Origin of the sequence: Clostridium sp., from assembly GCF_047718555.1 — a bacterium.
In the GTDB taxonomy this organism is placed as follows: Bacteria; Bacillota; Clostridia; order Clostridiales; family Clostridiaceae; genus Clostridium_I.
The window spans coordinates 25999-40469 of sequence record NZ_JBDNRK010000008.1 but is presented as its reverse complement, the minus strand read 5'-3'; the positions used below and the strand labels follow the sequence as shown (position 1 = coordinate 40469).

The 14471-nt window shown below is 28.7% G+C and carries 13 protein-coding genes; 1 reads left to right on the top strand and 12 read right to left on the bottom strand.

Features of this window, described 5'->3' with window-relative positions; genetic code table 11:
- Nucleotides 1-104: 104 nt before the first annotated feature.
- The 4 genes from ABF633_RS05110 to ABF633_RS05095 all read right to left on the bottom strand — a co-directional run bounded on the left by ABF633_RS05110 (nt 105) and on the right by ABF633_RS05095 (nt 3539).
- Complete coding sequence (locus ABF633_RS05110) at nt 105-827, bottom strand: zinc dependent phospholipase C family protein (protein WP_415522567.1); 723 nt, start codon at nt 825-827, stop codon at nt 105-107.
- A 40-nt stretch (nt 828-867) separates the two neighbouring features.
- Nucleotides 868-2187 (bottom strand): PQQ-dependent sugar dehydrogenase, encoded by a 1320-nt coding sequence (locus ABF633_RS05105; RefSeq protein WP_415522566.1) that lies wholly within the window; start codon nt 2185-2187, stop codon nt 868-870.
- A 72-nt stretch (nt 2188-2259) separates the two neighbouring features.
- A complete protein-coding gene (locus ABF633_RS05100) occupies nt 2260-2820 on the bottom strand; it encodes a ferritin-like domain-containing protein (RefSeq protein ID WP_415522565.1) in 561 nt (186 codons plus the stop codon).
- Between the two features lie 194 nt (nt 2821-3014).
- On the bottom strand, nt 3015-3539 hold the full coding sequence (locus tag ABF633_RS05095; RefSeq protein WP_415522564.1) for a hypothetical protein: 525 nt from the start codon (nt 3537-3539) through the stop codon (nt 3015-3017).
- A 353-nt stretch (nt 3540-3892) separates the two neighbouring features.
- Here ABF633_RS05095 and spoVB point away from each other — a divergent pair, with 353 nt between their 5' ends.
- Entirely contained in the window at nt 3893-5398 is a 1506-nt protein-coding gene (gene spoVB / locus ABF633_RS05090; RefSeq protein ID WP_415522563.1) for a stage V sporulation protein B, read from the top strand.
- On the opposite strand, the gene ABF633_RS05085 is transcribed toward spoVB, so the two are convergent.
- From ABF633_RS05085 to ABF633_RS05050, 8 genes are all read right to left on the bottom strand, one after another.
- Nucleotides 5390-7006 (bottom strand): putative polysaccharide biosynthesis protein, encoded by a 1617-nt coding sequence (locus tag ABF633_RS05085; RefSeq protein ID WP_415522562.1) that lies wholly within the window; start codon nt 7004-7006, stop codon nt 5390-5392. The genes spoVB and ABF633_RS05085 overlap by 9 nt on opposite strands.
- Before the next feature lie 21 nt (nt 7007-7027).
- Nucleotides 7028-7981, bottom strand: a complete 954-nt coding sequence (locus ABF633_RS05080) for an RluA family pseudouridine synthase (protein ID WP_415522561.1) — start codon at nt 7979-7981, stop codon at nt 7028-7030.
- A gap of 177 nt (nt 7982-8158) precedes the next feature.
- Nucleotides 8159-9337 (bottom strand): M20 metallopeptidase family protein, encoded by a 1179-nt coding sequence (locus ABF633_RS05075; RefSeq protein WP_415522560.1) that lies wholly within the window; start codon nt 9335-9337, stop codon nt 8159-8161.
- Nucleotides 9338-9362: 25 nt separating this feature from the next.
- Nucleotides 9363-11474 (bottom strand): cell division protein FtsA, encoded by a 2112-nt coding sequence (locus tag ABF633_RS05070; protein WP_415522559.1) that lies wholly within the window; start codon nt 11472-11474, stop codon nt 9363-9365.
- 98 nt (nt 11475-11572) lie between these two features.
- The gene (locus tag ABF633_RS05065; RefSeq protein WP_415522558.1) at nt 11573-11872 is read right to left on the bottom strand and encodes a hypothetical protein; all 300 of its coding nucleotides are present in this window, start codon (nt 11870-11872) and stop codon (nt 11573-11575) included.
- Nucleotides 11873-12175: 303 nt separating this feature from the next.
- Nucleotides 12176-13021 carry a polysaccharide deacetylase family protein gene (locus tag ABF633_RS05060; RefSeq protein WP_415522557.1) on the bottom strand — a complete coding sequence of 282 codons (846 nt, stop codon included), beginning with the start codon at nt 13019-13021 and terminating at the stop codon, nt 12176-12178.
- A gap of 496 nt (nt 13022-13517) precedes the next feature.
- A complete protein-coding gene (locus ABF633_RS05055) occupies nt 13518-13721 on the bottom strand; it encodes a hypothetical protein (protein WP_415522556.1) in 204 nt (67 codons plus the stop codon).
- 364 nt (nt 13722-14085) lie between these two features.
- On the bottom strand, nt 14086-14265 hold the full coding sequence (locus ABF633_RS05050) for a hypothetical protein (protein ID WP_415522555.1): 180 nt from the start codon (nt 14263-14265) through the stop codon (nt 14086-14088).
- Nucleotides 14266-14471: the final 206 nt, after the last annotated feature.

Here is a 14471-nt window from a genome sequence, read left to right as displayed (position 1 = left end):
CACACCCTTTAAATACGTATTTAATAATAAATTCTACAAAAAATAAATAATTCCTCCAATTAATGGAAGAACTATTTATTTTCTCTTTAAAATTATTTACTGATTTACTCCAGTGAAATTATATTGTTTATGCACAGTTCATTGTAAAAATCTATCATAAGCCCAGCAGTAGTCATTTCAGCTTCGACAATAATAACGTTAGTAATACTTCTATATCTTTTTTCTATATCAAGTGTACTCTGAAATTTAATATAAGTTTTATTTGACATTAAAGCATTAGCCTTAATATATTTATCTATAGAATCATACCTTTTACTTTCCCTTCCCTCTTGAAAACTATAGCCGCTTACCACCTTTTTTAAAATCCACATTTCAAAAGCTCTGTGACTTTTTAAAAGGTTATTATTTACATGTTGTGGCACAGTAGTATCCTGAATCAAATGACAAGCTGCTCCAAAATAAAATAATGCTTTTGACCTATCACCAGCTTTAGCATAATTTATTGACATCTTATAGTATTTCTTACATTCTGTTAAGGCGTTTGAAAATCCATATAGACCTTTTTCCTGTGAAAAATGATAAAAATGATTTGTACTCTTAAAATCCTGATCAGCCCAAGTCACTCCCTCATTTAACTCTTTTAAATATTTCATAAAGAATCTGTAAATTTCATCATTTCCCTCATGCTTAATAATTTCAATTGCCTTTATATTTATATATTTATGAACAGTACAATAAGTCTTTACTAATAATTTTTTTATAGGATTTACAGTGGCCATAACACCTCTAAGGGCTTTACCATAATTCCTTTCAATTGCTCTCTCCATATTCAATCCCCTATTTCCTATTTTTAGTCATTCTAAATTATTATTTCTTTTTAGATGCCTTATTTACTTTTCCCATTAATAATACTCCAATTATCCCTATTAATACAACTGCTATTAATACATATATAATATAACTGTGTAAAATTTTCCTCTCCATAGTTCCTTTATTGGCTACAGATATCAAATATCCTTCTTTTGAATCCAATACAATAAGTCCACTATTAGTAAACTTCATGCTTCTTACATGAGAGTTTTTTGAAAAATCCATGAGCTTTGTACATATATTTTTATTATTTATAAAGTATATTGAATTATCTTTGCTATCATAGAAATATATATCATCCTTTTCATTAAGTAATCCCTTTGAATCCACTACAAGAGCACCTAATGAAGAAAGTGATTTATGCTGATACAAAGGTGCTGGAGGATTAGTAGTTGGATGCTTATCTAAAATAAAATCAACCCTTGTATTGTTTAAACCCTTAAATTTAGGAGAATCAACAGGATCTCCACCACTATAGTCTGGCCATCCATACCATTTTCCCTTTTCTATTGAGTATATATAATCAGAATCTCCCTTTATAGGTCTAAGACCTCTATCTTCCATTCCACCTACATCTGCAATTAGTTTTCCCTCACTATTAAAATCCATTCCACTTATATTTCTTATTCCATAAGCATAAGTTTCAGAGGCCTTTGTTTTCAAATTGCATATAATAACAGAGGCATTTCCCGGAAAATGCTCAGGAACAATTTGTCCTTTAAAACTATTGGTGTTGCTTGGCTCAAAAGCTCCAGTTTTATTTTTGCCAAAATTTTGTCCTTTAAGTGTTATGGATTTAGGTGTTATGTCATGATAAAAGGGATTATCTTTAATCCATGCATTGTCACTACCTACTACACCGGAATTAGTTGCAGCACCTATAGATGCATATAAATAACCATTATATATTTTTATTCCTATATCCTTATAATCACCCAAATTAGGTAAATTATTAATTATTTCTTCTTGATCTCTATTTTGTAAATTATAATAATATATACCATTTTTAGAAGTATAGTAAATCTTCCCATCATAGTATTCTATATTATCTATATTTAAATTGTTATCTTTAAATATATTATAGCTTTTCCCAATACTATTTACAAATTGAATTCTATTACTAAATGCTATGTAAAAATTTCCTTTATCATCTTCAACAAAATCTTTAGCTGAGGTTAGTCCCTTAAATTTTACTGAAGCTTCCTTATCTTCTTCACTTATATTTATTTTATAACTTTTATAAAATTTATTAGCTAGTACACTTACAGAAAAAGTCATAACAATAACTATCACTATAACACCTAATATTTTCTTCATATTCTCCTCCTAAATAAAAAAAGTCCTGGTATCTAATTTATATTAATTAAATACCAGGATATGCATGAAATTCTATTTAGATGTTAATATAATATGTTCTTTTTCAACTTGACAAAGGGCTTCAAATATTTTAGTTACAGTTTTATCTTTAATTTCCCCTTTGTATTTATCATAATAAGTTACAGCATGCTTTTCTCTAATTGCTGCTGCCTCTAAAAGAGCTTTATCCGTATTATATTTATCATAATTTATCTCAGTTAATTTAGGAAATTCACTAAATCCACCTATTCTAAAATGAATTTTTGCATGAAGCATTTCAATTTTACTTAAAGTATTAAAAATTTCTTTTACTTCACTACTATCAGCCATTTCAGAAGCTTTTTTATAAAAATCTCCATTAAAAATTTCAAGCTTAACAGCATGATCTATAATTTTCAGTGCATTTTTATCTAGTAATTTACTATCAACATTATAAGTTTCTCCATTATTACTTAGATAAATTTCACTTACCCCACAAAATGGGCAGTATACTATTCTATCCTCTGTATTTTTTTCTAGAAATGCAGAATTATTAATATAAAAATTTTTTTCATTAATATCCATTCCACAAACCATACATTTTATTCTATTCACCTTTGCACCCCCGCATTTAAGTTTTTCTAAAAAATTATTAGCCTATTTTTTCTATATTCACTTTATATTTTAAAACAAATTTCTCAATAAAACAAAGCTGCTATTTTTTAAGCAGCTTTGTTTTATTTTATCATTTTAAATCTTTTAAAATAAATAACAATTTAAATAAAATATTCTAAAACATTAATTAATCTTTAATAGCCATATTTGTTTATTAAACTATCTATGTCATCAAATATTAAAGTATTATTTATATTTTTTTTATGTACTTTCACTCTATCTCTACTTACCACAAACACTATATTAGGATATTTTTTATCCTTTATCTTTTTTATTTCGTTTCCATATATGTACTCTTCATCTTCTGAAAAATTATACATAAAAATATTTTTAGAGAATATGTCTGCTGCTAAAACCTTTAATTTAATTTTATCTATTACTAATTTAGCATTGCTTCTTTCAAATTTAAATTTTTTTAGTTCTTTTAGCCTTCCATCTATATGAGAACCTTTAAATAAAAAATATTTATCTTCTATATCTTTTCCATCTTCAGATGTAATAAATAAATTATACCTATAGTCATCCTTATTTAAATCCGAATTAATTTTTGCATAATTCTTTAACTTCTCACATTGTTTTACAGCTAATCCTAATTTAAATTTCAAAATTCCCTTTAAAAAAATAGATTTGCTAGTTTCTCTTCTAACTGTATTTAACATTTACCACCTCATCCTTTCAATAAAATAATCGTTCATACTTAAAATTTATTTACTAATTTTTAAATAATTATTTAAAAATATAGTCAATTTGTCATTTTCAAAATCTTAGGTATTATGCCTATAAATTTGTCGATAACTTTCCCCAAGTAATAATTTATCAAAATATGTAACTAAATTCAATAGATTATTAATCTAAATTTAATACAAATTTAATATTATTATAACATATTTCACAATATAGTATTATTTGGGACTGTAATATTTATTTGCTTATATTTTATTGAGGCTGTAGGTGAATATTAAAACTTTAATAAACATAGTATTATATATCAATAATTTTGTGAGGTACATATATGCAATTTGATGATTTTTACAAAGACACCCTTATACTTACAATCTCCAATCTTGCAACAGGTATTTTAAGATTTGTATTTTCTATAATACTGTCTAATAAATTAGGCGCAGAAGGCCTAGGTTTATATTCAATAATAATGCCCATATATGATCTTTTTTGCTGTGTGGTATGCGGTGGAATGATTATTGCAGTATCGAGGAAAGCAGCTATATTTTCAGGAAATAGGGATTACATAAATGTAAACAAGCTTATACGTATAGCTATTATTTTTGACCTACTTTGGTCTGTATTCATTGCAATATTGGTATTTTTTAATTCCAGCTTTGTAGCTTCCTTTTTAATAAAAGACAGCAGAACACTATATTCTATAGAAATAATATGTCCAGCTTTAATTTTTGTAGCTCTATCTTCTATATTTAAGGGATATTTTTATGGAATATCTAAGGCCAAAATACCAGCATACATAGATATATTTGAAAAGGCTATAAGAATTTGTGTGGTCATAGGAATTGTAAATATATTGATGTTAAAAACTATGGTACAAACTATTAGTGCAGTGTACGCAGCTCTAACCTTTGGAGAATTGATAAGCTTTTTAATGCTCTATGCTGCCTACCTAATATATCGCAGAAAACTTAAAACTGTAAATACTCATAGAGAAAACAAAGGACAGCTTTTATTTGATATATTAATTGTAGCTGTTCCCCTTTGTGTAAATGGTTTTCTTGGCTCCATATTAAATACAGCATCAACTTTAGTACTTCCAAGGAGGCTAGTTGCCGCTGGAATCGACTATGATACAGCACTTTCCCTTATAGGAAAATTTACAGGGATGGCACTTAACATAACCTTTTTTCCAATGGTAGTTATTATGGCAATGTCTACTGTACTGGTACCAGATATATCAAAAAATCTTAGTAAAAAAAATTACTATGCTTTAGAAGAAAGAATAAGAGAAGTTTTGAAAATATCTTTTTATCTGGGAATAGCAACAATGATTATATGTCTTTGTATACCAAATAATTTGGGCAAGCTATTTTTCAATAGAGATGATTTAGGCGTATTTATTGTAACCAGTGCTTTGTGCCTGCCTATAACCTATGCTGCCGCCTCTACCTATTCTATACTCAGTGGTCTTGGTAAACAGACAACCATATTAATTAATTCTTTGCTTGTCTCAGTGGAAGAACTGATACTTCTATATATTTTGACAGCTATACCAAGTATAAATATTTATAGCTTTGCCATAACTTTATTTATTACTGGACTTACTTCCTTCATATTAAATATTTATGAAATAAAAAAAGTGTGCCCTATAAGTTTTTCTTCTACAAATGCTCTAATTGACATCATGATGAGTATACTGGTATTTCTGGTGCTTGGAATTATGGATCATATTATGTCCAACTCTATTTTTATATCCAAAAATATATTAATTATAGTTACTGGATTTCTATTGTATTTCTTTTTAACTGTAGTAGTAAAAGAAAAAATATTAGTTTAATTTTATATTTGAAAGTATCCTTTTAGGTATAAATTTTTTCATTCTACTAGGAAAGATATCCAGTTCATCCTTTGTAATACCTTTACTCAATATCATAGCATATAAATATGCCAGTGCTCCTATGGCAATGGCTGCAAGTAAAGACACTGCATTATTTAAATATCCTTTTACAATAAAGTGTAATATGTAACTTAAAATATTATATATTACATAGGTTACCGCAGCCATAAATACGGAAGAGACTATAGGCTTGAATATATAAGACTTAAAATTTATTTTCAATTTTAAAATTTTCTGTATGTATATAATATTTAAAATTATTGGGACTCCAAAACCCACTGCACTGCCTAAAATTGCTCCATAAATACCTATATGGGGCATAGCTACTAAAATATAATTTACAATATACTTCACAATTAGTCCTAAAATTGAATAAAATGTTACAATATAAAGCTTTCCCATACCTTGCAAAATACTAGTTTGAATTAAAACCAACGCCATAAATATCACTATTATTGAGCCAAATATCATAATCCTATATCCGTCTCCTATATGCAAAAGTTCATATATAGGGCTGCTTAGCACCGAAAAGCCTACTGCTGCCGGTATAGTTATAAAAAAATTTATTCTAAATGCAAAATTTATTTTATCTTTTATAAGATTTTTATCCTTAAGGGCTACAGCTTTAGATACCGCAGGCAATACTGCCATGGTTAGTGCTGATATTATGGTTATAGGCATATTAATAAGTGTAAGATATTTTCCATACATTCCATAAAGTCCTTGAGCATAATCCTTTAAATTTCCACCGGCTATAAGTCTACTGGTTATATTAGCGCTATCTATAAGATTCCCTGCATTAGTTATGGCAATACATATAGTTATAGGTATACTGTATTTTATAATTCTTCTTAGTACTTGCTTATTTGTATGTCTTACAATCCTCTTATTATTACCCAAACCTCCATCTATAAAATGTTTATTCTTTTCATAAGCTACTATTAGATAAAGAGCAGAAGCTAATGCTCCCAAAGTAGTTCCAATGGTAGCACCTACAACTCCAGATTCAATTCCGCGACTTATAAGCAAGGCTGCAAATAGCAGTGAAAAAATTGTATTCAATACCTGCTCCAGTACCTGTGATATTGCTGTGGGTTTCATATTGCTTCTTCCCTGAAAATATCCTCTGTAGGCAGAAGCTACAGAAGTAAACAGGATAGCAGGACAAAGGGCAATTACAGAGTATTTAGCTTCAACATAATTCATATGTACAGTAAGTGGACCTGACAATAGAAACATTACAATTGCCATAACTATACCTATGATAAATAGAAGAAATCTTGATATTTTAAAGGCTTTTATAGCACTTCTGTAGTTTCCAACTGCTACAAATTCAGATACAAGTTTTGATATAGCACTTGGTATACCTGTGTTTGTCAATACATATATAAAAACATAAATTTGATATGTAACTTGATAGATAGCATAGGGTCTGTTTCCTCCAATTATCTTTAAGAGAAAAGGCATATAAATTATTGACAAAAGTTTCACTGCCATAGTAGCAGCTGATAAAATGGCAAATCCTTTACCAGTTGATTGTTCTTTCATAAACTTAACCTCTTTAATACACTAAAACTTAAATACATCTGTTTTAACTTTCTTTAATATAGGTGGCAATGATTCTGCTATGGTCTTGTTTTCCATATATGCTAACTTTTCAGGACAATTCTTAAATACAAGCTTATAAGCATATAGGAATTGATAGTCTAAGCCATATTTATTATTAAAAAAACTATTAAGTTTTTTATCTCCATATTTATTGTCTCCAATTATTGGATGATTTAAATGATTTAAATGAGCTCTAAGCTGATGACTTCTTCCTGTAATAAGATCTATTTCTATTAATGAAAAGCTGCCACAGGTTTGAATAGTTTTTACTTCCATAGCTATTTTTTTTGTATTAGGCATTTCACTGTCAAATACTTTAGAAATATTTGCATCTTCATTTTTATATATATATCCTTCATAAATTCCGTCTTTAAGCTTTCCCTTAACTAAGGCTGTATAGTACTTTTTTATTTTTCTTTCCCTTATCATTTCATTTAGAAGCTTTAATGCCTCAAAAGTTTTACCAAATACAACTATACCAGAAGTATTTCTATCTAATCTGTTACAAGGAGCTGGCGTAAATGTAACCTCTTTTTCTGGTTCATAATCACCTTTATCATACAAATAGGACAATACATAGTCTGTAAGAGTAGGTTCTCCACCTTCACTATTGGAATGTACTAAAACTCCCGGCCATTTTTCTAAAAGAAGCATATTTTCATCTTCATAGGTAACTTTAAAATTATTATCTATTCTTACAAATTTCTTTTTTTCAGGCTCTGATGAAATGTAATAAGTTTCTACTATATCTCCTTCTACAAGAGAATATTTTTCTTTTGTCTTTTTACCGTTTACCTTTATATCACCTTTTCTAAAAGCCTTAAATATGGCACTTAGAGGTACATCTTTAAGCCATTTTCTAACAAATTTATCTACTCTTTGCCCCGCCTCATTTGGTCCTATTTCAATTTTCATCTTTTCCTCCATGGTTTAAAAATTACAATTTAGGTATATACATTAATTAATGATATACCTAAATTATAGTTGACAAGATATTATTATACTACTAAGCCATATTAAAATAAATACGATATGATTTATTTTAATACTTTACATATAAAAATAAAAAGTGAAAACACATATTCTATTTTTCTAATTATTTTTTTGAAGATAATTAACTGCTGCTGTGCACTGAATTGCTACACCAATAGGAATGCAGGTTTCATCTACATCAAATAGACTTCCATGAGCAGGATTTACTATTCCCTTTGCTTCATTTCTACAGCCAAGATAATAAAAAGCGGAAGGTCTTTCCAAAGAAAAATATGCAAAACTTTCAACACCCATGCTTGGATTTTGAAGAATATTTATCTTATCTTTTCCAATAACCTCTTCTGCACTTTCCTTCACAACATTAAGTATATCATCATCATTATATAAACATGGATAGCTTTCTTCTATTTTTATTTCACAGCTGCCTCTCATAGACCTTACTATTCCTTCAGTTATTTCCCTTAATCTCTTTTTAACATAAGCTCTGTGTTCTGTTTTCATAGTCCTTATAATTCCACCTATTTTAACCTCTTCTGGAATTATATTTTGTGCAGTACCACCATGAATATAGCCTATAGTTATAACTCCTGCATCTACTGGTGGAAGTTCTCTACTTATTATTGTCTGAAGAGCATTTACTACATTACAAGAAATAACTATAGGATCTACAGTTGTGTCTGGATGGGCGCCATGACCGCCTTTTCCCTTTATTTTTATAGTAAAGGGATTTGAAGCAGCATTAACTACGTCTTTTTTCACACCTATTTGCCCCACTTCAATAGCTTCATCTACGTGAAGCCCAATAACTGCGTCTACCTTTGGATTTTCCAGGGCGCCCTCTGCAATCATTAACCTTGCTCCTCCAGTAGTTTCCTCTGCTGGTTCAAAAAAAAGCTTTATATTTCCACTTAATTCACTTTTCACAGCATTTAATAACTTTGCAGCACCCATAAGTATAGTTGTATGTGCATCATGGCCACAGGCATGCATTTTTCCATTTACCTTTGAAGCATACTCACATTTCTTTTCATCCTGCAGCGGCAGTGCATCCATATCGCCCCTTAAAGCTATAGTCTTACCAGGTTTAGCTCCTTTTATGATAGCACATATACCGGTCTTAGCTACAATTGTATATTCAATTCCCTCACCTTCAAGAAAGGCTTTAATTTTTTCATTTGTTCTAAAAAGTTCATAATCTAATTCAGGATGAGAATGAAAATCTCTTCTCCATGCTATAAGCTGATCTTTTATTTTATTTGCTTCATTTAAAAAGTCCATAATTTACCTCTTTCCCTATAAAAATTTATTTCCACTTTATTTCTATTCTGTCTTCAGATTTTAATTCATCATAAAAACCGGCTTTATTACCATTTAACAGCAGTACAAGTTCTCCCTTTGCTTTACTGAGATCAAATTCAATATAGTTAAATATGTCTACAAATATATATGATCTTTTCCCTTTTAAAGTTACCCTATTATCATTTGCAAAAACCTCTATTGATTTATAAGAATTCTTATCTATCTCCATGGAAGCTTTGTCATAGACCTTTTTACTTTCTTCTACTTTAGCTTCAATATAATTTTCTTCCTCATCTACTGCATAACCTACCGCCGCTTCTGCTTGTGCAGTATTAACTACTTCTCCATAATCAAGTTGATTACTTTTTTCTTCATCCATTATAGTGGTAGATATGTTGTCTCCTTCTTTGATAATATAATCATCCTCAAGCTTTGTAGACTGAATATAACATTCCAAATTTAAATTATTATCAATAAATTTTCTATAGTCTCCAATAGTTCTTGGAAATACAATTTTAATATTATCCCCTTCAGCTATTATATGATCTATATTAACTTTCTGATCATTGGCAAAAAACAATGGTTCAAGGTTTTTAACCTCACTATCTAAATAAAATCCTACAGAATCTAATTTTTTTATATAATCCTTTATATATGCCTTTGCATTATGTCCATTTTGTGCAAAATCTATTTCTATCTTATCATTTTCTCTTATTTCTGACTCTAAACTTGCAAATATTCCATTTAAGTTAATTACAGAACCTTTTGCTATGCTCCCAAAGGCTACACGTTTTGAGCCATTCAAATTAAATCTTACATTCTTTCCATTCTTACCAATTAAAATTTTAGGATTTATACCAGCTTGCATAATAACGTCCATAATAGTGTTCTTTTTAGAGTTGAAGAGACTTACTACACTGTTATTTAAAAATACATCGATAAAATCTCCACCAAATTTTCTCATAGCTACTAAGGCTATACCTAAAACCGTTACCCCTACACTACCTAATTTATTATCATTACATACGCAATCCACAACACTTTCTCTACCCTTAATGGCAATCCTTTGAGATGGTATATTCAGGTTTTTAACAATTAATTCCTTTAGAAGTGGAGTATGTGCCCCCCCTCCAACTAAAAATACTGCATTAGGTGCTTTACCACCATTAAGCTCAAGAAGTTTATTAGATATTTCAACAGATAATTTTTCAACTACAGGCGTTATTATCTTAATTACTTCGTCAAAGGTAATACTATTTTCTAAACTCAATACATCTACGTAGCTTACTTCTTTTTTTTCAATAACTTCTTTTTTTATCTTCTCCGCAGTATTAAAATCTACAAGACAAGCTTGTGCCAATGCTTCAGTAACCTCATCCCCTGCCATAGATACCATGCCATAAGCACTAATAGTTTCATTACTGCTTATGGCAATATCAGACGTACCTGCACCAATATCTATAAGTGCTAAATTTAAAAGTCTTAATTTTTTAGGTACTGCGGCTTCCATTGCAGCTATAGGCTCCAAGGTAAGGTTTAATACAGTCAGCCCTATTTTCTTTGTAACGGCATAAAGACTTTCGACTACTGATCTAGGTAAAAAAGTAGCAATTACTTCTGCTGAAATATTTTGACCCTTATGAGATAAAAGATTAGAGATAGCGTATCCATTAAGATAGTAATTTTTAACACTGTATCCTACACAATAGAGCTTTCCCTGGGTATTCTTATTAACCTCTTCCTCAGCTTGCTTTACTGCCGTAAGCTCAAGGCTCCTTACCAGTTCTTTATCGATTTCCCTATCTTCATCAATTTCCACTTCTGATTTAACCAGAATAGTTTTTAAAAACCTTCCAGCTGCAGCTATAGCCACTTTTTTAAGTTCAAAACCCAATTCCTCTTCCAATTCACTTTTAACTTTATTTACAGCCTTAGCAACTAGGCTTATATCATGTATCTGCCCATCTACCATAGCTCTCTCTTCATGTTCTGTAAATTTTTCAGTTATAATATTAAATTTTTTATCTTTAATAATCCCTACTGTGCCAATCACAGTACGAGTACCAATATCTAAAGAAAATAAAATGTCTTCTGATTTAATACCTGGATATGTCATTATTTATACCCCTTAATAATATAATTTAAAGGCTCATATTCTTTAAGAATATGAGCCTAATAAAATTATATAATACTATTACAAAATATTCAATAAAACTACTCTTTTAGCTTAATTTTTCCCTCTTCTTCAACTACATAGGTCAGTTTACTGATTAAATCATATACATATTTAGCTTTTAATCCTCCATCCTTAAGTATATGTTCCTTGGATAATTCATTATAATAAAGCAATTCACACCAAATATCCAGAAAATCCTGCTTAGTTACAAAATCAGTATTTTCATTTTCAGAAACTATAAAACCACTTTTAAAACTTTTAATTATGTTCAAATCTTTAACTTTACCTTGGTCTATTAATTTAAATACATCCTCCCACATTCTTGTAAAAGCAATCATGAAAATCAACTCTCCCCACTTAATCAATTATTGTAAAACATATCATATAGAAAATTTATGTCCAGGTTTAAAATTTTATAACACATTGATACTTATTTCTCATTAGCTATATAATCAGCAAAAATAAATATCCAAACATTTACAAGCTTACAAAAAAATTATATGTGCTAATTATACCACTTTTTATATAATTAGCACATATAATTTCAATTAATTTGAAGCGCTAGGAAAACTATCATAGTGCTATCTATTAACCTTCCCTGAATAATTCTATTAAAATTACTTCTTTATATAAGTAATTACTCATGATTGATATTTAGGTATAGTCTTAAATATAAAGCCTTTATCCTTTAAATATTTTATAAACTGCGGCAAAGTATCCACTGTAGATTTTTTAGCTGCTGCATCATGCATTAATATCACTACGTGATGCTGTTCGCCAATAGTACTTGTAAATCTACTCATTAGGTATTGTGGAGTCTCCATCCTAGAATGTTCTGCGTCTCCATCTAATGCATTCCAATCAACATAATGATATCCGGCTGCAGCTATAGCCTCTCTAAAACCAGGCTTATTTTTTACTGTACCAGAACCTTCTGGAAATCTAATTAGCCATTTATCATATCCGTCTTCCCCTACAGCTTTTGTCATAGCTGCTGAACATTCATCCAAATCTTTTAAATAGGCCTCAGGATTTTTATATATTATTGCAGGTTCATGAGTATAACTATGCATACCAATGGTATGTCCTTCATTTTTCTCTCTCACTAGGAGTTCAGGATTTCTTTCTGCATTTTTTCCAATTATAAAGAAAGTAGCCTTAACATCTTCTCTTTTTAAGATATCCAGAATTTGGGGAGTATTATTTGGTGATGGACCATCGTCAAAAGTAAGATACGCAACCTTTTGTCCATCATTTACGTTTATTAAGTTTCTCAATTCATCTTTACCTGGCGTTTTTGGCAGTGTGGGCACAGTTTCTTTTTTCACCACCTCAGTATGCTTAATTTCTGCAACTTTAAAGGGTTTACTGGAAGCTACAGGCTTTTTGTTTTTCATTCCAATAAAATATGAAACACTAAACAATATACCTATTGCTATGAATAAAATTAACGAACGTCTAATAATACTCTTTTTACTTTCTTCCATAAGAAAATCTCCTCTATTATTTTTTATTAACTCTTAGTGGATATTATGTATTATAATTCCAATTTTTCCCATACATACTTTGCTAATTAGTTATAAAATACAACTTAATTGTATACACATTTACATAATAATGCTTGTATATATTTTTTTCAATGTTTTTAAAAAATTATTTTTTGTTATATATTTTTTACATTCATCACCTACAATATATTTTATAAGTTGTTACTTTAAACCTATCTCCTATGCCAGTATAATACTTCTTCACTGAGTAATTATATGATAAAAATAAGAAAATATTATTTAAACAGCAGTGAATTGTTTAATGAATTAATTATCCAGTAATTAGTAATTAAAGAAACTATAAAAACTCCCTTATTTCTTAAGACTGAAATAAGGGAGTAAATATTAATTTAAATTTAAAGCTAGTTTAAAATTGTCTTAGGTCTAGAAAATAAATATCTGACAGTAATTATACCTATATAAATAAAGAATCCTATTAGTATATACCTATTGTTTTTAACAAATCCTGTATAAGAGGAAATGCTCCTATTTTATATAGAACTAAAGCTATAACACCCACTACAAGTGCAATTCTTAATATCTTTCCTACTACTTTTAAAATAATAACTATTGCTATTACTCCAACTATTATGTATAAAATATTTACACCCATAAGCATATTTACAATTGCATTTATCACCTATATATCAACTCCTAAAATTTTATTAATCCCCCAAAAACAACACTGATTTATCAAAGAATCTTACTTATTGTTTCTTAGAGTTAATTTATTTTATATAATATCATAACAAGTAAATAATTACACTTACTTTAGGTATATGAAAATATATAGTAAGTTTGAAAATAGCCTAGCCCTAGCACACTAGCTATTTATTTGAATCTGCCTTAGTCAATATGATAATATAAATACCGTAAATTCTAAGAAATTTACGGCATTTATTAAGCTTTACTAAACTGATTATTTACTGACAATTTAGTAATAGGATCACATTGAGACTCTCTCATTGACCTTATATTCAATTTAAAGCTGAAAATTAAAAATATTATATTGTTTTGTCTTCTGAAATAAGTTTAGCATTAAGATAATCTTCTATAACATCTTTAATTTCACTTCTGCTTAAATCAGTTTCCTTGACAATTTCACTTACTAATTTTCCTTCTTTAAATTTTTTAAGTATATCTGATTTTACTTCATCTGTTAAAGTCTTTCCCTGAGTTCCCATAATATCTCCCCTTCCTGAAATTTAATTTTTTAGATTACATTATTAATTGACGATAATTATATCATAATTTATCAAATTTAGTAACATTTTTTTATTAAATATATTATTTTAACTCTAATAAAATATATAAATCATAAAATTTACTATTATCTATAGAACATGTTATAATCGTTATATTACAATTTTGATTATTAATTAAAATTACT

Excerpts from the sequence above, each read along its gene's own strand:
- ABF633_RS05110 (WP_415522567.1), bottom strand. The coding sequence starts at position 827 with ATGGAGAGAGCAATTGAAAGGAATTATGGTAAAGCCCTTAGAGGTGTT.
- ABF633_RS05105 (WP_415522566.1), bottom strand. The coding sequence starts at position 2,187 with ATGAAGAAAATATTAGGTGTTATAGTGATAGTTATTGTTATGACTTTT.
- ABF633_RS05095 (WP_415522564.1), bottom strand. The coding sequence starts at position 3,539 with ATGTTAAATACAGTTAGAAGAGAAACTAGCAAATCTATTTTTTTAAAG.
- spoVB (WP_415522563.1), top strand. The coding sequence starts at position 3,893 with ATGCAATTTGATGATTTTTACAAAGACACCCTTATACTTACAATCTCC.
- ABF633_RS05085 (WP_415522562.1), bottom strand. The coding sequence starts at position 7,006 with ATGAAAGAACAATCAACTGGTAAAGGATTTGCCATTTTATCAGCTGCT.
- ABF633_RS05080 (WP_415522561.1), bottom strand. The coding sequence starts at position 7,981 with ATGAAAATTGAAATAGGACCAAATGAGGCGGGGCAAAGAGTAGATAAA.
- ABF633_RS05075 (WP_415522560.1), bottom strand. The coding sequence starts at position 9,337 with ATGGACTTTTTAAATGAAGCAAATAAAATAAAAGATCAGCTTATAGCA.
- ABF633_RS05070 (WP_415522559.1), bottom strand. The coding sequence starts at position 11,474 with ATGACATATCCAGGTATTAAATCAGAAGACATTTTATTTTCTTTAGAT.
- ABF633_RS05065 (WP_415522558.1), bottom strand. The coding sequence starts at position 11,872 with ATGATTGCTTTTACAAGAATGTGGGAGGATGTATTTAAATTAATAGAC.
- ABF633_RS05060 (WP_415522557.1), bottom strand. The coding sequence starts at position 13,021 with ATGGAAGAAAGTAAAAAGAGTATTATTAGACGTTCGTTAATTTTATTC.
- ABF633_RS05050 (WP_415522555.1), bottom strand. The coding sequence starts at position 14,265 with ATGGGAACTCAGGGAAAGACTTTAACAGATGAAGTAAAATCAGATATA.